Annotated in this window: 19 protein-coding genes; 6 read left to right on the top strand and 13 right to left on the bottom strand. The window is 60.2% G+C overall.

Annotated elements, in window-relative coordinates; translation table 11 throughout:
• Positions 1-317 (bottom strand): RNA pyrophosphohydrolase (locus tag ACIQY3_RS30480; protein ID WP_403027389.1); only part of this gene is annotated, 317 nt, incomplete at its 3' end.
• A gap of 143 nt (positions 318-460) precedes the next feature.
• Between ACIQY3_RS30480 and ACIQY3_RS30485 the strand changes: the two genes are divergently transcribed.
• Positions 461-1,117 (top strand): HAD family hydrolase, encoded by a 657-nt coding sequence (locus ACIQY3_RS30485; RefSeq protein ID WP_403027392.1) that lies wholly within the window; start codon positions 461-463, stop codon positions 1,115-1,117.
• 115 nt (positions 1,118-1,232) lie between these two features.
• On the opposite strand, the gene ACIQY3_RS30490 is transcribed toward ACIQY3_RS30485, so the two are convergent.
• Positions 1,233-2,225 (bottom strand): MBL fold metallo-hydrolase, encoded by a 993-nt coding sequence (locus ACIQY3_RS30490; RefSeq protein ID WP_403027395.1) that lies wholly within the window; start codon positions 2,223-2,225, stop codon positions 1,233-1,235.
• Positions 2,226-2,327: 102 nt separating this feature from the next.
• Entirely contained in the window at positions 2,328-3,362 is a 1,035-nt protein-coding gene (locus ACIQY3_RS30495) for an alpha/beta hydrolase (RefSeq protein WP_403027398.1), read from the bottom strand.
• A gap of 154 nt (positions 3,363-3,516) precedes the next feature.
• Here ACIQY3_RS30495 and ACIQY3_RS30500 point away from each other — a divergent pair, with 154 nt between their 5' ends.
• Positions 3,517-4,476 (top strand): LysR substrate-binding domain-containing protein, encoded by a 960-nt coding sequence (locus ACIQY3_RS30500; protein ID WP_403027401.1) that lies wholly within the window; start codon positions 3,517-3,519, stop codon positions 4,474-4,476.
• Between the two features lie 8 nt (positions 4,477-4,484).
• Here ACIQY3_RS30500 and ACIQY3_RS30505 read toward each other — a convergent pair whose 3' ends face one another.
• Together ACIQY3_RS30505 and ilvA are read right to left on the bottom strand one after the other, a co-directional pair.
• Positions 4,485-4,910, bottom strand: a complete 426-nt coding sequence (locus tag ACIQY3_RS30505) for a DUF2269 family protein (RefSeq protein ID WP_403027403.1) — start codon at positions 4,908-4,910, stop codon at positions 4,485-4,487.
• Positions 4,911-4,949: 39 nt separating this feature from the next.
• A complete protein-coding gene (ilvA, locus tag ACIQY3_RS30510; protein WP_054044516.1) occupies positions 4,950-6,464 on the bottom strand; it encodes a threonine ammonia-lyase, biosynthetic in 1,515 nt (504 codons plus the stop codon).
• A gap of 147 nt (positions 6,465-6,611) precedes the next feature.
• Between ilvA and rpiA the strand changes: the two genes are divergently transcribed.
• Complete coding sequence (rpiA, locus tag ACIQY3_RS30515; protein ID WP_403027405.1) at positions 6,612-7,286, top strand: ribose-5-phosphate isomerase RpiA; 675 nt, start codon at positions 6,612-6,614, stop codon at positions 7,284-7,286.
• Between the two features lie 126 nt (positions 7,287-7,412).
• Here the strand turns inward: rpiA and ACIQY3_RS30520 are convergent, their stop codons facing one another.
• From ACIQY3_RS30520 to ACIQY3_RS30535, 4 genes are all read right to left on the bottom strand, one after another.
• Positions 7,413-8,330, bottom strand: coding sequence for an SdiA-regulated domain-containing protein (locus ACIQY3_RS30520; RefSeq protein ID WP_403027408.1), 918 nt, complete (start codon positions 8,328-8,330; stop codon positions 7,413-7,415).
• Positions 8,331-8,459: 129 nt separating this feature from the next.
• Positions 8,460-9,389 carry an SdiA-regulated domain-containing protein gene (locus ACIQY3_RS30525; RefSeq protein ID WP_403027410.1) on the bottom strand — a complete coding sequence of 310 codons (930 nt, stop codon included), beginning with the start codon at positions 9,387-9,389 and terminating at the stop codon, positions 8,460-8,462.
• Between the two features lie 271 nt (positions 9,390-9,660).
• Complete coding sequence (locus ACIQY3_RS30530; protein ID WP_403027413.1) at positions 9,661-10,326, bottom strand: fumarylacetoacetate hydrolase family protein; 666 nt, start codon at positions 10,324-10,326, stop codon at positions 9,661-9,663.
• A gap of 38 nt (positions 10,327-10,364) precedes the next feature.
• Positions 10,365-11,759, bottom strand: a complete 1,395-nt coding sequence (locus ACIQY3_RS30535; RefSeq protein WP_403027416.1) for an FAD-binding oxidoreductase — start codon at positions 11,757-11,759, stop codon at positions 10,365-10,367.
• Between the two features lie 204 nt (positions 11,760-11,963).
• Between ACIQY3_RS30535 and serA the strand changes: the two genes are divergently transcribed.
• The gene (gene serA / locus ACIQY3_RS30540; protein WP_403027419.1) at positions 11,964-13,193 is read left to right on the top strand and encodes a phosphoglycerate dehydrogenase; all 1,230 of its coding nucleotides are present in this window, start codon (positions 11,964-11,966) and stop codon (positions 13,191-13,193) included.
• 62 nt (positions 13,194-13,255) lie between these two features.
• Here the strand turns inward: serA and ACIQY3_RS30545 are convergent, their stop codons facing one another.
• Positions 13,256-13,681 (bottom strand): DUF4399 domain-containing protein, encoded by a 426-nt coding sequence (locus ACIQY3_RS30545; RefSeq protein WP_133835524.1) that lies wholly within the window; start codon positions 13,679-13,681, stop codon positions 13,256-13,258.
• 135 nt (positions 13,682-13,816) lie between these two features.
• On the opposite strand from ACIQY3_RS30545, the gene ACIQY3_RS30550 reads away from it, so the two are divergent.
• Positions 13,817-14,404, top strand: a complete 588-nt coding sequence (locus tag ACIQY3_RS30550; protein ID WP_403027423.1) for a transporter substrate-binding domain-containing protein — start codon at positions 13,817-13,819, stop codon at positions 14,402-14,404.
• A 128-nt stretch (positions 14,405-14,532) separates the two neighbouring features.
• On the opposite strand, the gene ACIQY3_RS30555 is transcribed toward ACIQY3_RS30550, so the two are convergent.
• Both ACIQY3_RS30555 and ACIQY3_RS30560 read right to left on the bottom strand, forming a co-directional pair.
• On the bottom strand, positions 14,533-15,018 hold the full coding sequence (locus ACIQY3_RS30555) for a DUF523 domain-containing protein (protein WP_403027429.1): 486 nt from the start codon (positions 15,016-15,018) through the stop codon (positions 14,533-14,535).
• Between the two features lie 2 nt (positions 15,019-15,020).
• Entirely contained in the window at positions 15,021-15,653 is a 633-nt protein-coding gene (locus tag ACIQY3_RS30560; protein ID WP_403027432.1) for a 2OG-Fe(II) oxygenase, read from the bottom strand.
• A gap of 108 nt (positions 15,654-15,761) precedes the next feature.
• Here ACIQY3_RS30560 and ACIQY3_RS30565 point away from each other — a divergent pair, with 108 nt between their 5' ends.
• Positions 15,762-16,505, top strand: a complete 744-nt coding sequence (locus ACIQY3_RS30565; RefSeq protein WP_054616973.1) for a DUF2059 domain-containing protein — start codon at positions 15,762-15,764, stop codon at positions 16,503-16,505.
• Between the two features lie 106 nt (positions 16,506-16,611).
• Here ACIQY3_RS30565 and ACIQY3_RS30570 read toward each other — a convergent pair whose 3' ends face one another.
• Positions 16,612-17,559: an alpha/beta hydrolase gene (locus ACIQY3_RS30570; protein WP_403027435.1), complete on the bottom strand. Its 948-nt coding sequence runs from the start codon at positions 17,557-17,559 to the stop codon at positions 16,612-16,614.
• Positions 17,560-17,624 lie beyond the last annotated feature (65 nt).

Consider the following 17,624-nt stretch of genomic DNA (forward strand, 5'->3'; position numbering starts at 1 on the left):
CAGATCAGGCGCAGGAGAAACCATTTCTGTTTCTGGCCGATGCACAGCGGTTGGCTGTGGGTACGGACCAGACGTTGCGGCAAACGATAGCGCAACCAGCCCCGGGTGCAGGCGAGAATTTCAACATCTTCGCGCTCCAGGCCGACTTCTTCGTTCAACTCGCGGTACAAGGCGTCTTCCGGCGTCTCCTGGGGGTTGATCCCACCCTGTGGAAACTGCCAGGCATCTTGATTGATACGGCGAGCCCATAGCACCTGGCCGGCATCATTCGTGAGAATGATCCCGACATTGGGGCGGAAACCATCGGGGTCGATCACGGCAACAACCTCGCAAACGCATGTCGCCGCATTGTTCCACAAAGGTTGTGAAGGCAGCAACGAGCCGGCCCACCTTATGTGCACTCTTGTGAAAAGTACGTATTCTGGGGACCTTTCTACAGACTTTTCAGCGAGTAACTGCAATGCGGCTGGCTTTATTCGACTTGGACAACACGCTTTTGGGCGGCGACAGTGACCACGCCTGGGGCGATTACCTGTGCGAACGCGGCTTTCTCGATGCCGTGACGTACAAGGCGCGCAACGACGAGTTCTATCAGGATTACCTGGCGGGCAAGCTGGATCAGGCCGAATACCTGAACTTCTGCCTGGAAATCCTCGGCCGCACCGAAATGGCCACTCTCGATCAGTGGCATTTGGACTACATGCGCGACTGCATCGAACCGATCGTGCTGCCCAAAGCCATCGAGCTGCTGGCCAAACACCGCGACGCCGGCGACAAACTGGTGATCATCACCGCCACCAACCGCTTCGTCACCGGACCGATTGCCCGCCGCCTGGGCGTTGAAACCCTGATCGCCACCGAATGCGAAATGATCGACGGCCGCTACAGCGGGCGCAGCACTGACATTCCGTGCTTCAAGGAAGGCAAGGTCACGCGGTTGAATCGTTGGCTGGAAGAGACCGGGCATTCGCTGGAAGACAGTTATTTCTATAGTGATTCGATGAATGATTTGCCGTTGCTGGAGCAGGTGACGCATCCGGTGGCGGTGGATCCGGACCCGAATCTGCGGGCCGAAGCCGAGAAGCGTGGCTGGCCGGTGATGTCTCTGCGCGACTGATATCGCCTTCGCGGGCAAGCCCGCTCCCACATTGGAATGCATTTCAAATGTGGGAGCGGGCTTGTCCGCGAAGGGGCCAGTCAACTCAACTTCAACTTATCTGACTCGCGTTCCGCTACTGACCAGGCTTTTGCAACATCACGCTATACGGCACCGGCGCCCAGCTATACCCCTTGCTCTCTGCACGCACATGCCCCAACCCCGGAAACGAAATGTGCGCGGCCCCCACCAGGTAACCCTGTTTGGCGGCGTCACTGAGCACGCGCTGGCGCGAGGCCATGGCCTGTTTCGGGTCAACGTCATAGTCGACGGTGACTGTCGGATCGCGGAACTGCACTTCGGCAGAATGAATAATGTCCCCCCACAGCAGCAGACGCTGGCCACGGCTTTCGATCATGTAGCCGGTCAGCCCTGGCGTATGGCCGTGTTCCGCAACGGTGCTGACGTCCGGGAACAACTCGGTCGCGCCGTCGAAAGTCTTTAACTTGCCGGCATTGACGTACGGATCGACGGTTTTGTGCGACTGCACGAACGTGGTTTTGTGATCCGCCGGCGCGGCAGCCTCGACACTGGCGCTCAACCAATAATCCGGATCATGGCGATCGACATACACCGTCGCATTGGCAAACACCGGCTGACCACCCACGCTCAGGCCGCCGGAATGGTCGCCATGAATGTGTGTCAGCAGAATCACATCGATGTCCTGCGGCTGATAACCGGCGGCGCGCAAATTGGCGACCAATTGGCCCGAGCCTGCACCGAACAATTCCCCCGCCCCCGTATCGACCAGCATCTTGTGGCTGCCGGTGTCGATCAGAAAACAGTTGATCGACAACTCCACCGGCAGCGTCTCATGGGACGCCGCGTACGCCGCTCGAACTTCGTCGGGTTTGCTCATGATCTTCGACACATCGCGGGGCGCCGTGCCGTCCGACAGCACGGTGACCCGGAAATCGCCCAGCGCAAAACGGTAGTAACCCGGCGCCTGCTGCGCCGCCCAGCCGGAAGACGCCGTGGTCTGGTCCGGTGCTGCAACGGAGTCCGCCCAGGCCATCGGAGCAGAAGCGAACATGGCAGCGGCTAACAGTGAGATCAATTTGAGTTTCATGGTGACTCCTTTCTTTAAGGATGATCGACTTCAGTTCGTAAAAAGCAGTCTGGTTGAAAATCGAACGGAGCCGCCGAACTGCGCGGCCCCGCTCTTCCCCACTCACTGCTTCAGCGCGTCACGAATCGCATCGCTGGCCTGACGGATGGCTGCCTGGGTAGCTGGCACATCGTGGATGCCGTTAAGCAGGACGAAGTCGTGGATCATTCCGTTGTAGCGAGTCGCCGTGACCTCGACGCCGGCCTCCTTGAGCTTGCGGGCATACGCCTCGCCCTCATCCCGTAGCGGATCGTTTTCTGCGGTGATGACCAACGCCTTCGGCAGCCCGCGAAGTTGCTCCAGCGTCGCGCGCATCGGCACCGCGTACGGGTTGCTGCGGGTTTTCTCGTCCGGCGCGTAGATGTTCCAGCCGAACTGCATGAAGGCCCGCGGCAAGAAGCGGCCCGTGTCGAAATCACGGTATGACTGGGTTTCAAAGTTCGTGTCGGTGGCGGGAATCAGCAGCACCTGCAAGCGAATATCGGGACCGCCGCGATCCTTGGCCATCAGCGTCAGCGCGGCGGACATATCGCCGCCGACGGAGTTGCCGGCCACCGCCATGCGACTGCCGTCAACGCCGATTTCCGCGCCATGGGCGGCCACCCACTTGGCGGCGGCGTAGTTCTGCTCGACCTGAGTCGGAAACACGGCATCCGGGATCGGCGTGTACTCGACGAACACCGCCGCCGCGCCGGAGCCCACCACCAGATCTCGCACCAGGCGTTTATGGTTTTCAAAGTCGCCGGCAATCCACACGCCGCCGTGAATGAACAGCAGCACCGGTGGCTTGCCGGTGGCGTGTTCGGGTTTCATCACGTACAGCTTCACGCGCTGGCCGTTTTCGGAAATGGTTTTTTCCGAGGTGATGACCCCGGAAAGATCAACCGGTGTCTTGGCCTGCAACCCGGTCAGCACCGAGCGGACCTGCGGCCCGGGCAAGGTCCAGAACGGGCTGCTGTCCTTGTTGACCTGGGCCAGGAACGAACGCACTTGCGGGTCGATTCGCGGGTCGGTGGCGGCGTCCGGCGCAGCCATGGCGCTCTGGCTTATGGCAAGGGTGGCTCCGGCGAACAATGCGGCTTTGGTGAGGCTGTTCATGAAGTTTCTCCGTTTGAAGGGGTCGAAGTGATTTGGGCCATGACTGTTTCCGTCGTGGCACATTCAAACGATAAGCCTGGGAGATTGACTTGATAATCCGCTGTTTCCGGTATTAATTGTGCCAAATGCGGCACAGTCGATCGAGATACAGACCATGGACATGAATGAAACGCTGGTGTTTCTCAAAGTCATCGAAGAAGGCAGCTTCACGGCGGCTGCTCACGAGCTTCGATTGCCCAAGACCACCATCAGCCGAAAGGTTCGGGAACTGGAACAGCGCCTCGGCGTGCAGTTGTTGCACCGCACCACGCGGCGCCTGGGTCTGACCGAGGCCGGTCGCATCTACTTCCAGTGTTGCAAGCAGATCCCCCAGTCCTTGCTCGACGCCGAGGCCGCCGTCGGCCAATTGCAGGGCAACCCGCGCGGCACCTTGCGCATCACGGCGTCTTATTCGTTGACCATCAGTTTGCTGTCGCCGCTGCTGGGGGAATTTCGCGCGCTGTATCCCGAGGTTCATGTGGATTTGGTGCTGAGCCACCAAACCCTCGACCTCGTCGAAGAAGGCATCGACATCGCGCTGCGCATGGGCAACTTGCCTGACTCATCCATGGCCGCCCGCCAACTGGCCGTGCTGCCGAACCGGATCTACGCCAGCCCGATTTATCTGGAACGCCATGGCGAACCGAGCCACCCGCTGGAGCTACGCCAGCACCTGGCACTGGTGACGCGGGTGGCGCGCAGCGGGAGCAGCTATGCGTGGCCGATGAGTGATGGCGGTGCCCATGAGAGTTTTGAAATCAGCCCGGTGATCGAGGCGGATGATCCGGAGCTGCTCAAGGAGCCGCTGTTTGCCGGCGCGGGGCTGATGATGGCGACCGACATGATCATGCAGCGCCATGTGGAGGAAGGACGGGTGCAACCGGTGCTGCCGGGATGGCTGGGACGCTGCCCGGCGCTGCACGCAGTGTTTCCCAGAGGGCACGTGCAGCCGCCAAAGCTGCGGGCCTTTATCGACTTCCTGATGCCCCGCCTCGAACTCGAATGGGACAGGTCACTGCGCAGCTCGGACGCTGCGGTCAAACGCAAGCCGCGCGAACCTGATGCCGACGCGTGAGGCTGCGCTTAAACCGGCTTGGCGCCCATCAACCCCGCGATCGCGATAAAACAGACAAAGCTGAACAACGCCAAGGCAAAGGTAAATTTCCCCACGCCGCCCGGCGCCGTGCGCAGTTTGTTAAGGCGCACCAGCAACCAGAACCATGCGAGCGCCGCCAAGGTGTACAGCACGCTCGACGCCAGAATCCAGGTCTGCCCCAGCGGCCAGCCCACCAGATGCACCATCCACCAACCGGTGAACGGCATGCTCAACAGCGCCAGGCCCATCAACAACCAGACAAACACTCGCGGCCGTTGCAACGTGCGACTTCCCGCCGTCGCATCGCCCTTGCGCCGCGCAAGCCCGACCCATATCGCCAGACCCAAGGCGCTGGCCAGCAGCAACACCGTTGCCACCACATGCGCCACTTTCAGGGCGGTTAACGTTTCCATTGTTCGAATTCCTTATGACGTGCCCATCAGCGTAGCCGCTCAGCCGAGAAACAGTTTGTAGGCCGGGTTGTCGCTCTCATCCCAGTACGGGTAGCCGATTTCTTCAAGCGCTGCGGGCACCAGATGACGTTCATCGTGGGGCACTTGCAGGCCGGCAACCACGCGACCATCCGCCGCGCCGTGGTTGCGGTAGTGGAACATCGAGATGTTCCAGCGCCCGCCCAGTTTATTGAGGAAGTTGAACAGCGCCCCCGGACGCTCCGGGAATTCGAAACGCAAAATCACTTCATCGACCACATGCGCCGCGCGACCGCCGACCATGTGGCGGATGTGCAGCTTGGCCAGTTCGTTGTCGGTCAGGTCGAGCACCGGGAAACCTTGCTCGCTGAGGCTGGCGATCAGCGCACTGCGCGGGTCGTTGTCCGGGTGTGTCTGCACGCCAACGAAGATGTGCGCTTCGCTGCCGGTGTTGTAGCGGTAGTTGAATTCGGTGATCTGGCGCTTGCCGATGGCTTCGCAGAACGCCTTGAAGCTGCCCGGTTTCTCGGGGATGGTCACGGCGATGATGGCTTCGCGGCCCTCGCCCAATTCGGCGCGTTCGGCGACATGGCGCAGACGGTCGAAGTTGACGTTGGCACCGGAGTCGATGGCCACGAAGGTGTGACCGGTGACGCCATTCAGGTCGACGTACTTCTTGATCCCGGCCACGCCCAGGGCGCCGGCAGGCTCGGTGATCGAGCGGGTATCGTCGTAGATATCCTTGATCGCCGCGCAGATTTCATCGGTGCTGACGGTGATCACTTCATCGACGTAGTCTTTGCAGATATCGAAGGTGTGCTGGCCGATCTGCGCCACCGCCACGCCATCGGCAAAGATGCCCACGGTCGGCAGAATTACTCGTTCGCCGGCCGCCATGGCGGCTTGCAGGCAGTTGGAATCGTCCGGCTCGACGCCGATGATCTTGATTTCCGGGCGCAGGTATTTCACGTACGCCGCGATGCCGGCGATCAAACCGCCACCGCCCACCGGGACGAAAATCGCATCCAGACGGCCAGGGTGCTGGCGCAGAATCTCCATCGCCACCGTGCCCTGCCCGGCAATGGTGTGGGGATCGTCATACGGGTGGATGTAGACGTAGCCTTTTTCGTCGACCAGTTTCAGCGAGTAGGCCAGGGCTTCCGGGAACGAATCGCCATGTAGCACCACTTTGCCGCCACGGGAACGCACACCTTCGACTTTGATTTCGGGAGTGGTCTTGGGCATGACGATGGTCGCTTTCACGCCCAACACCTTGGCCGCCAGGGCCAGGCCCTGCGCATGGTTGCCCGCCGAGGCGGTCACCACGCCGCGCGCGCGTTCTTCATCGCTCAACTGGGTCAGCTTGTTGTAAGCGCCGCGAATCTTGAACGAGAACACGGGCTGCAAGTCTTCGCGCTTGAGCCAAATACTGTTGCCCAGCCGCTCGGAGAGCTGGCGAGCAGTCTGCAACGGGGTTTCTACGGCAACGTCATAAACGCGCGAGGTGAGGATCTTCTTGACGTACTGTTCGAGCATCGGAAAGCATCACTGAGCGGGTTGGGCAGGGCCAAGGAGTCTAACCCGGCTTTCAGCCGGACGACCACACGAATGCAGAGGTTTTAGACCCACATGCCGCTATAATGCCGGCCTTTCCGTTCTCCCCTTGCCCGCTTCGGAGCCCGCATGACCCAGGATCAACTCAAACAGGCAGTGGCCCAGGCCGCCGTCGACTTCATCCTTCCGAAACTCGATGACAAGAGCGTCGTCGGCGTCGGCACCGGCTCTACCGCCAACTGCTTCATTGATGCACTGGCCAAGCACAAGGGCGCGTTCGATGGCGCCGTCGCCAGTTCCGAAGCCACCGCCGCGCGCCTCAAGGGCCACGGGATTCCGGTGTATGAGCTGAACACCGTCAGCGACCTGGAGTTCTACGTCGACGGCGCCGATGAAAGCGACGCGCACCTGAACCTGATCAAGGGCGGCGGCGCGGCCCTGACCCGCGAGAAGATCGTCGCGGCCGTGGCCAAGACCTTCATCTGCATCGCCGACGGCAGCAAACTGGTGCCGGTGCTCGGCGCGTTCCCGTTGCCAGTAGAAGTGATCCCGATGGCCCGCAGCCATGTTGCCCGCGAACTGGTGAAACTGGGCGGCGACCCGGTTTACCGCGAAGGCGTGCTGACCGACAACGGCAACATCATCCTCGACGTGTTCAACATCCAAATCACCAACCCGGTGGAGCTGGAGACGCAGATCAATGCGATCGTCGGCGTGGTCACCAACGGCTTGTTCGCGGCGCGTCCGGCGGATTTGCTGTTGCTGGGGACGAGTGAAGGCGTCAAAACCCTGCGCGCTGAGTAACCCGCCACACAGATAACCTGTGGGAGCGGGCTTGCTCGCGAAGGCGGTGTGCCAGTCGATATCTCTATCGACTGACACGGCCTCTTCGCGAGCAAGCCCGCTCCCACAGTTGTTTTGGGGTGTTGGTTAGTTTTGTGCTGGTTTTTTGAAGGTGTAGAACAGGTTCGGTTCGCTGACCAGATACAACGTACCGTCGTCATCCATCGCAATCCCTTCCGCTTGCGGAACGGTCTTTTGCAGCCCCTGGCGCCCCTTGTTCAGGGACATCGTGCTCAGCGGTCGCCCATCCACATCCAGCTCCATGATCAGCCGCGACTCATCGGACAGCGCCATCAAGTGGCCGCTGCGCTCGTCGTATTGCAGGCTCGACAGGTCCCGCACAAACATCCCGGCATCGCGCTTGGGATTGTTGACGACGTGCACGGCGTAGGATTTTTCCGGGTTGTAATGAGGGAATCCCTGCACTTCGTAGATCAGCATCGGATCGCGTTCCTTGGCGACAAACAGGCGCTTGCCCACCGAGTCGTACGCCAGACCTTCGAAACCCTTGTTGCCGCTCATGTGCACGCCGAGGGTCATCTGTTCGGCGTCGGCGGCGTCGAGGAATGTGGTGTCCTTATCCAGATGAATCTTGATCAAGCGCTGCTGGCGTTCATCGGTGACCACGTAGGTGTCGGCGCTGATGAACTCCACCGCTTCCGGGTCGCCGAAGCCGATCAACGACACACGCCGCAGGATCTTGCCGTCCAGGGACAGCTCGATCAGTTCGGCATTTTTATTGGTCACCGTGAACAGGCTTTTGCGCACCGGATCGTAGGTCAGCGCCGAGACGTCATCGTCCAGACCGTCGATCACTTGCGCCTCGATCACCACCCGATACTGGTCCAGACCAATGGAATGCTCACTTGCCGGCTGCCATAGCGTGTGCAGATTGAACCAGGCGCGTTCGAACAGACGCAGGTACTGGCCGATCGCGACAAGTACGATCAGCGCAATCACCGACAGGATCAAAATCAGAGGTTTGGGACGGGCAAGTCGACGCATTCAGGCAAGCTCGAAAACAGGGCGGGCGGATGAAATACCACGGCATTCTGAATTCAAGCTTAAAGCCTTCAGCCGCGGTCCCGCAGGTTTACCCGAACGAGCGACCGCGCGCCAGCCTCCATCTGTAGGCTATTTCTGTTTTTCGAAGCGATAAAACAGATTCGGCTCGCTGACCATATACAACACGCCCGCCTCGTCCATGGTCACGCCTTCGGCGCGGGGAATGGTCTTCTTCAGGCCGTTGAACCCGCCCAGCAGAGTCATGAAGCTGACCTGCTCGCCCTTCTCGTCCAGCTCCAGCAACAGGTGCGAGTCGGCGGACAACACCAGGGTGTGCCCGGTGCGCGGGTCGATGGCCAAGGCCGACAGGTTGCGGATGTCCAGTTCGTTACTCGCGAGTTTCTGCTTGTCGCCCTTAAGAGTCTGGCTACCATCGCTTTTCCAGCTGAACAGCGCCGGTGGGCGCTCTTCACCCAGCAGCAGTTGCTGATTGCGCGGGTCCCAGACGATGGCTTCGAACGCCTTGTTCTGGTCTTTCGACGGACCCAGGTCGTATTTCGGGAAGTCTTCGCGGTGCAGTTCGCGGGTGGCGGCATCGACCTTGACGATCGACAGCATGTGCTCGCGCTCATCGGTGATGGCGATCAAGCCATTGCCCATGGTCGTCACGCCTTCCGGATTGGTCCAGCCCACCAGCGGCATCTTGCGCAACACATCGCCCTGCAAGGTCAACTCGACCAGGAACGGGTTCTTGCCCATGACCGAGAACAGGGTTTTGGTCTGCGGGTCGTAGGACAGGTCCGATGCCTCGTCCTTTTCCATGCCCGGCAGCAACTTGGCATCGATCACCGCCCGGTAATCCGGCAGCCAGACACTCTGCTGGCGCTCCGCCGGAGTTTCCAGACGCTCGCGCACCCACAGCACACCGCGATCATCCCAATGCATGGCAAACGCCAGGCCATAACCCGCCGCAATCACCAGCAACAGCCAGTAATACCAGCGCATCAGGAAACGTGGACGACGAGGGGATTGCAGAGTCGGGAGCGGTTGCGTGGCCATCAGGGGATGCGTTCCAGAAATTCAGGCTAAGGGTAATAGCACAAACGGACCGGCTCAGACGCCAGGAACCGCGGAATTATCCAGACAGGATGTGAAAAAAACGGGAAATGGCGGGAAAGCCATGTGCGGGCAGACGCGGACTGTGGGCAGGATCACAAAACCAATGTGGGAGCGGGCTTGCTCGCGAATGCGGTGGATCAGTCAACATCATCGTTGAATGACACACCGCATTCGCGAGCAAGCCCGCTCCCACAGGAGGGTTATGCGTGAATCAGCGAACGCTGCTGGTGAAGCTGCTGGCGCCCGGCAATTCCAGCACGATCTCATCACCGACATTCAGCGGACCAACGCCCACCGGCGTGCCGGTCAGGATCACGTCCCCGGCCTGCAGCGAGAAGCAGCCGGCCATGTACTGGATCATTGGCACGATCGGGTTGAGCATGTCCTTGCTGTTGCCATCCTGGCGCACATCGCCGTTGATGGTCAGGCGGATGCCGATGTCGGTGAGGTCGGAGAAGGTGCTGCCGACCACGAACGGTGCAATCACCGCCGCGCCATCGAAGGACTTGGCGATTTCCCACGGCAAGCCCTTCGCTTTCAGCTCGGACTGCTTGTCCCGCAGGGTCAGGTCCAGGGCCGGGGCGAAACCGGAGATCGCATCCAGCACTTCTTCACGGCTCGGTTTTGTCGACAGCGGCTTGCCGATCAACACGGCGATTTCCGCTTCGTAGTGCACCCCGCCGCGCTCGGTCGGAATGGCGAAACCGCCTTCCAGCGGCACCACGCAACTGCCTGGTTTGATGAACAGCAATGGCTCGGTCGGGACCGGGTTGTCCAGTTCCTTGGCGTGTTCGGCATAGTTACGGCCGATGCACACCACTTTCCCGAGGGGGAAGTGAATACGCGTACCGTCGACATACTGGTGCTGATAGCTCATTACCGACTCCTGCCTGGTGAATTCGTGAAGTTCGCGGCTCACACCGCGAAGATTTTGCCCGGGTTCATGATGCCGTTCGGGTCGAACACAGCTTTGACGGCTTTCATGTACTCGATCTCAACCGGCGAGCGGCTGTAGGTCAAGTAGTCACGCTTGGTCATGCCCACGCCGTGTTCGGCGGAAATCGAACCGTTGTACTTCTCGACGGTTTCGAACACCCATTTATTCACCGTAGCGCACTTGGCAAAGAACTCGTCCTTGCTCAGGTTTTCCGGCTTGAGGATGTTCAAGTGCAGGTTGCCGTCGCCGATGTGGCCGAACCAGACGATTTCGAAGTCCGGGTAGTGTTCGCCGACGATCGCGTCGATTTCCTTCAAGAACGCCGGGACTTTCGACACAGTGACCGAAATGTCGTTCTTGTACGGCGTCCAGTGGGAGATGGTTTCGGAGATGTACTCGCGCAGTTTCCAGAGGTTCTGCAACTGGGTTTCGCTCTGGCTCATCACGCCGTCCAGCACCCAGCCCTGCTCGACGCAGTGCTCGAAGGTTTCCAGGGCGTGGTTGGCCACTTCTTCGGTGGTCGCTTCGAATTCCAGCAGCGCGTAGAACGGGCAGTCGGATTCGAACGGCGCCGGCACGTCGCCACGGGCCATGACCTTGGCCAGGGCTTTGTCGGAGAAGAATTCAAACGCAGTCAGGTCAAGTTTGCTCTGGAACGCGTGCAATACCGGCATGATCGAATCGAAATCGGCGGTGCCGAGGACCATGGCAGTGAGGTTTTTCGGCGCACGGTCAAGACGCATGGTGGCTTCGACGACAAAACCGAGGGTGCCTTCGGCGCCGATGAACAGCTGACGCAGATCGTAGCCGGTGGCGTTCTTGATCAGGTCGCGGTTCAGTTCCAGCACATCGCCCTTGCCGGTGACGACTTTCATGCCGGCCACCCAGTTGCGGGTCATGCCGTAGCGAATCACCTTGATCCCGCCGGCATTGGTGCCGATATTGCCGCCAATCTGGCTCGAACCGGCCGACGCGAAGTCCACCGGGTAGTACAGGCCTTTTTCTTCCGCGACGTTCTGCAAATGCTCGGTGACCACGCCAGGCTGACAAACGGCAGTGCGGTCGGTGAGGTTCACGTCGAGGATCTGGTTCATATAGTCAAACGACACGACCACTTCGCCATTCGCGGCCACCGCAGCAGCGGACAGCCCGGTACGACCGCCGGACGGCACCAGCGCAACCTTGTGCGCGTTGGCCCAGCGCACGATGGCCTGGACTTGCTCGGTGGTCTTGGGAAACACGATGGCCGTGGGGGCCGGGGCGAAATGCTTGGTCCAATCCTTACCGTAAGCATTGAGGGAGTCGGCATCGGTCAGCACCTTGCCAGGCTCAACCAGGGTCTTCAGCTCTTCAATCAGGGCAGGATTGGTCATCGACAGAACTCTCGAACAATTCATGGTCATCCTGAGAACGCTTCACGTCGCAGGAATGAGTGTTTAGCGGGGTGCGTATGCTAGCATACCGACCCCGCAGGGTAGTGCCCAACGGCTATTCTGCGGTAACGGCATTCTTGCCGTTCGGGTCAGCATCTGTTGACCATTTCCTGCCATTTTTCTCCGGGATACAGGTTTACGCAGATGAGCAAGACTTCTCTCGATAAGAGCAAGATCAAGTTCCTTCTTCTCGAAGGCGTCCACCAATCGGCTGTCGACGTTCTCAAGTCGGCGGGCTACACCAGCATCGAGTACCTCACTGGTTCTCTGCCGGAAGCCCAGCTGAAGGAAAAGATCGCTGATGCGCACTTCATCGGCATTCGCTCTCGCACTCAACTGACCGAAGAGATCTTCGATCACGCGAAGAAGCTCGTGGCTGTAGGGTGTTTCTGCATCGGCACCAACCAGGTTGACCTGAACGCTGCCCGCGAACGCGGTATCGCGGTGTTCAACGCGCCGTACTCCAACACCCGCTCCGTGGCTGAGCTGGTGCTGGCCGAAGCGATCCTGTTGTTGCGCGGCATCCCTGAGAAGAACGCTTCCTGCCACCGTGGCGGCTGGATCAAGAGCGCGGCCAATTCCTTCGAAATCCGTGGCAAGAAGCTCGGCATCGTCGGTTACGGTTCGATCGGTACACAACTGTCGGTCCTGGCTGAAGGCCTGGGCATGCAGGTGTTCTTCTACGACACCGTGACCAAGCTGCCGTTGGGCAACGCGACTCAGGTCGGTAACCTGACCGAGCTGCTGGGCATGTCCGACATCGTCACCCTGCACGTTCCGGAAACCGCGGCCACCCAATGGATGATCGGCGAGAAGGAAATCCGCGCCATCAAAAAGGGCGGCATCCTGATCAACGCTGCTCGCGGCACTGTGGTTGAGCTGCAAGCCCTGGCAGACGCGATCAAGGACAAGCACCTGATCGGCGCGGCCATCGACGTATTCCCGGTGGAGCCGCGCTCCAACGACGAAGAGTTCGAAAGCCCGCTGCGTGGCCTGGACAACGTGATCCTGACCCCGCACATCGGCGGTTCCACCGCTGAAGCGCAAGCCAACATTGGTCTGGAAGTGGCAGAGAAACTGGTCAAGTACAGCGACAACGGTACGTCCGTATCGTCGGTGAACTTCCCGGAAGTGGCCCTGCCGGCTCACCCTGGCAAGCACCGTCTGCTGCACATCCACGAGAACATCCCGGGTGTGATGAGCGAGATCAACAAGGTCTTCGCCGAAAACGGTATCAACATCTCCGGTCAGTTCCTGCAGACCAACGAGAAGGTCGGCTACGTCGTGATCGACGTCGATGCCGACTACTCGGAAATCGCCCAGGAGAAACTGCAGCACATCAACGGCACCATTCGTTGCCGCGTACTGTTCTGATAGTGACTTGAGCGACAAAAAAAGGAGACCTTCGGGTCTCCTTTTTCATGGGCGCTACACTGTCATTTAACGTTGACGGTGATCTTCTTCGACACGATCGGCGGATCGAACGGCATGTGGCCGCTGTCACCCAGCTCCAGTTGCAAGGTGTGCTTGCCCGGAGCCAGTTTGACCTCGGCCTGGGTCTGCGCCTTGCCGAAGTGCATGTGATTGGCGTCCAGCGGAATCGGCGCGCCGGCAGCGGGCAGTTCTTTTACATCAATCAGCAAATGGTGATGGCCGGTGTTTTTGGTGACGTCGCCGGCCGGGGCGAGGGCCACGTCCTTGACACCGAATTTGACGGTGAAGGTTTCCGGGACAGTGGCGCCGTCTTCGGGAGATACGATGAACACTTCCGCACCTTTGGGCGCCGGAGTCGCGGCGCTGGCCAACACCGACACACCCATCAACAGGCCAGCCAATGCTGCTCGTGACATAAACGTTTTCATTCTCTTCTCCAGTTTTTCCGTAAAATCCGCGTGGCCGATACAACTTCACGGCCATTCGTTGTCGAAGGACCTCGACAACCATAGCAAAGCGAGCCTGAACCAGAGCATCGCGATAATGAATTCAAAGGAGTGACCATGCGTTTTTTGCCTGGCCTGATCTGCCTGCTACCCCTTTTGAGCCCTTTGGCTCATGCCGAATTGATAGACGATGTATTTGACCGCGGCGAATTGCGTATTGCTCTTGAGGCTAATACACCGCCCTTCAATTTCAAGGACGACGGCAAATTGACCGGGTTCGAAGTCGAGCTGGGCCAGCTGCTGGCCAATGAACTGGATGTGCGCGCCGACTTCGTGGTCACCGACACCAGCGATCTGCTGCCAGGCGTTGAAACCGGCAAGTACGACGTGGCCATCAACCACATAGCAATGACCGCGGATCTGAAGGATCGTTTCGACTTCAGCGAACCCTACAGCCACACCGATGCGCAATTGATCGTGCAGAAAGAAGAGCAGCCGCAGTCGATGCTGCTGGTGCAGACGCTGAAGGAAGAGGCGCCCAAGGTCAGCCAACCGGTGAGCCTGGCGATTCCGTTCCAGAAAGGTAACCCGGCGTTCCATGCGAGCCTCGACAACGCGTTGCAGCGGATCAAGGCGGATGGCCGGTTGGAGGCGTTGACGCAGAAGTGGTTTGGGGCGGATACGAGTGTGGAGCCCAAACCCTGATTCCGGGCTGATGAGTAACCCCTGTGGGAGCGAGCCTGCTCGCGAAAGCGATGGAACAGTCAACGATGATGTTGAATGTTAAGACCCCTTCGCGAGCAGGCTCGCTCCCACAGGGTTGGTACCAGGCGTCAGTCTTGCGCAACCAATGCAGCCGCTGCTTCGGGCAACTCCAGCTCACTAAACACTTGAACCCCATGACGCTTGAGCAACGCTGCCGTCACCCCTTCGCCACTGACCTTCACACCGCTGAAGCTCCCGTCATACGTCAGCAAATTCCCGCACGACGGGCTGTTAGCCTTCAAAACAGCAATCCGGATGCCGTGCTTCTGCACCAGCTCCAACGCCTGATAAGCCCCCGACAGAAACTCAGCACTGACATCTTCGCCCTCGGTGGTGATCACCAGCGCCTGACCATCCAGCACTTCCCCGCCCTGCCCACCCGGAATCTCCGCCGCAGCCCTTGGCGTCGGCAAGCCACCCGCCACTTCCGGGCACAACGGCACGACCCGGCCCTCGGCGATCCATTGGTCCAGCAGATCAAACGGCCCGCTCGCCCCGCCGTCGTAACGTACGCGGTGGCCCAGCAGGCAGCGGCTAACCAGAATCTTGTGCATGATCAGAACGGCTCGTTACCGCGACGGCGGAACCAGCCGGTCAACGACAGGCGATCCCGGGTGGCGGGCAGGACTTCGTGGGGCACTTCGCCCGACAGGAACACCACCAGACAACCGCCGGTGGGCACCACATTGTGTTTGACGCCGTTCTTGAGGTACATGCGCAGTTCACCGCCGTGTTCGGGCAGCCAGGCGTCGTTGAGGTAGATCACCGCCGAGACCATGCGCCGGTCGTCGTCTCGGAAACGGTCCACATGCTTGAGGTAGAACGCGCCGGGCGGGTACAGGGCGAAATGGCTTTCGAAATCTTCCAGCCCGAGGAACAACCCGCGATTCATCGCTTCGCGCAGGCTGTCCATCAAGCTCAGGTAACTGTCGCAGGACTCGGTTTCGCCGGGTTCGAGCCACTGGATGTGATCGCCCCGGATGCCTTCGCGAATCTCCGAAGTCGGCCCACGACCCACCGCCGCCGGGGCCAATTCACCCTCGGCTGCACGTTTACGGCACTCAGCCGCCAGTTCCCGGGTCAGACCCAGAGGCAGGAAAATATTCTGCTGCGACCAGCCTCGTTCGGCCAAGTCGTCGACGATACGTAACAGCAGCGGGTGATCAGAGGGTATTTGCATGGCGCGCATAGTATTCCTGTGCCCACAAATCCGACAGAGCCGCGCAGCGGGCTGATACGAATTCTCGACAAGTTCTTGTACCGCACGGAGAATAGTCGCCTGCCGACAGGAGTCCCTATGCGCCGTTTGCTTTTTTCACTGTTGATGTTCTGTGTTTTGCCCGCTTGGGCAGACGGCCACGACCAGTTGTACAAGGTCGCCGGTTGGCCAGATCAACGCGCGCATTTCAACGACGCCCTCTCCGCCGCCCAGCAGCGCTACCAGAACAGCCTGCCACCCGCCGTGTTTCAAGCCTTGGTGAACAACAGCAACCAGCGCTTCGCCCCCCAGGCCATGGACCAGCGCGCCGAAGCGCAACTGCGCAAGACCCTCGCCGACCCGAAACCGGCCCTCGCCTTTTTCCAGACCCCACTAGGCAAGAAAATCGTCGCCGCCGAATTGCTGGCGACCCGCCGCGATCAACTGGCGAAAAACGCCAAGGGCTTGCCCAAGATTGAAGCCAGCGACACCCGCCTGCTGATCATCGGCCACCTGGCCCAGGCCCTGCCCGCCCGCGAGGCCGGCGCCGAAGTGACCCTGGCGATTGCCGGTGTCGCAGCGGACAGCTTGAGCTCGATGATTCCCGGCTTGCTCGGCGGCGGTCAGGCACCGGGCATGTTGAACGGTCAGCGCCAGCGCTTGATGGATCAGATTGGCGCCGACCTCAACAACACGCTGCTCTACGTCTATCGCGACTTGTCGGATACCGAACTGGAAGAATTCGCCACGTTTGCCGAGTCGGCGGAAGGCAAGGCGTATTACCAGGCCGCGCTGGCGGCGATTCGGGCGGGGTTGGCGGTGGGGCAGACGAACCTTCAGTAAATTTTTTGTCGCCTGATGAATCGCCTTCGCGAGCAGGCTCGCTCCCACATTTGCAATGCATTCCAATGTGGGAGCGAGCCTGCTCGCGAAGAGGCCCTAATGTTCGCTACAGATTCCGGCCCTTGATCCGCTTCGTCAAAAACCCGAAATACTCCTCCCGCAACGCCTCCGTCTCATTCGCCAAATGATGCCGCGCCTCCGGCAGCATCAGCACCTGCGGCCGATCGAACTTGGCTTTCAACACCTCAAGGTTGTGCTCCCAGTCCACCGTCATGTCCGCCTGCCCCTGCACGATCAGTGGCCGCCGCGGACTGTGCGCCGCCGCCTCGATGCGCTTGATCCAACGCCTCAGCGCGCCCACCCAAGCGGTCGGCAACCGCAGCGGCTGCAACGGATCGGCTTGTAGAAAAGGCAAAAACGCCGGGTCATTGGAGTTCTCGCTGAAGCGCCGGGCGATGCCTTTGACGAAGGGCTTGAGCAAGTAATAACTCAACTGCGACCAACCCCAGGCTCGCGGACGAACCAGCGGCGACAACAAAATGATCTGGCCCTGGGCCGGACTGTCCGCGCCCTGGTTGAGCACATGATCAATCACGATCGCCCCGCCGGTGCTTTGCCCGCACAAGTGCCACGGCTGCGGTAACTCCAGGGATCGGGCCTCGGCGAACAAGCCTTGCAGGGTGTCCTGATACTCGGCGAAATCCTTGATGCTCGCGCGCTCGCCGCTGGACAATCCGTGACCCGGCAAATCGCAGGCGATCACCGCAAAGCCCTGATCCAGCGCCCACTCGATCACATGCCGATACAGCCCGGTGTGATCGTAGAAACCGTGGAACAGGAACAGCGTCGCCTTCGCCCGCTCCGGCCACCAGACCTGGCTGACCACCTCATAACCATCCACCTCGAATCGCCCCAAGCCATGGCGCAACGTGCGGCCGGGAAAATCCAGTCCATAAAAAGCTTGATAGGCCAGGCCCTCCGTCGACAACGGCTGCCACTCGGCCAATGGCCGCAGGCTGGCGCGCAAATGATCGGGGTCGAAAGTGGCAGGCATGGTTATTCCAGAACGCGAAACAGACTTTATGGGCCTGCGATATTCATCTGTCGCGGCAAGCATGG

Source organism: Pseudomonas sp. NPDC096950 (genome assembly GCF_044762525.1).
Classification (GTDB): Bacteria; Pseudomonadota; Gammaproteobacteria; order Pseudomonadales; family Pseudomonadaceae; genus Aquipseudomonas.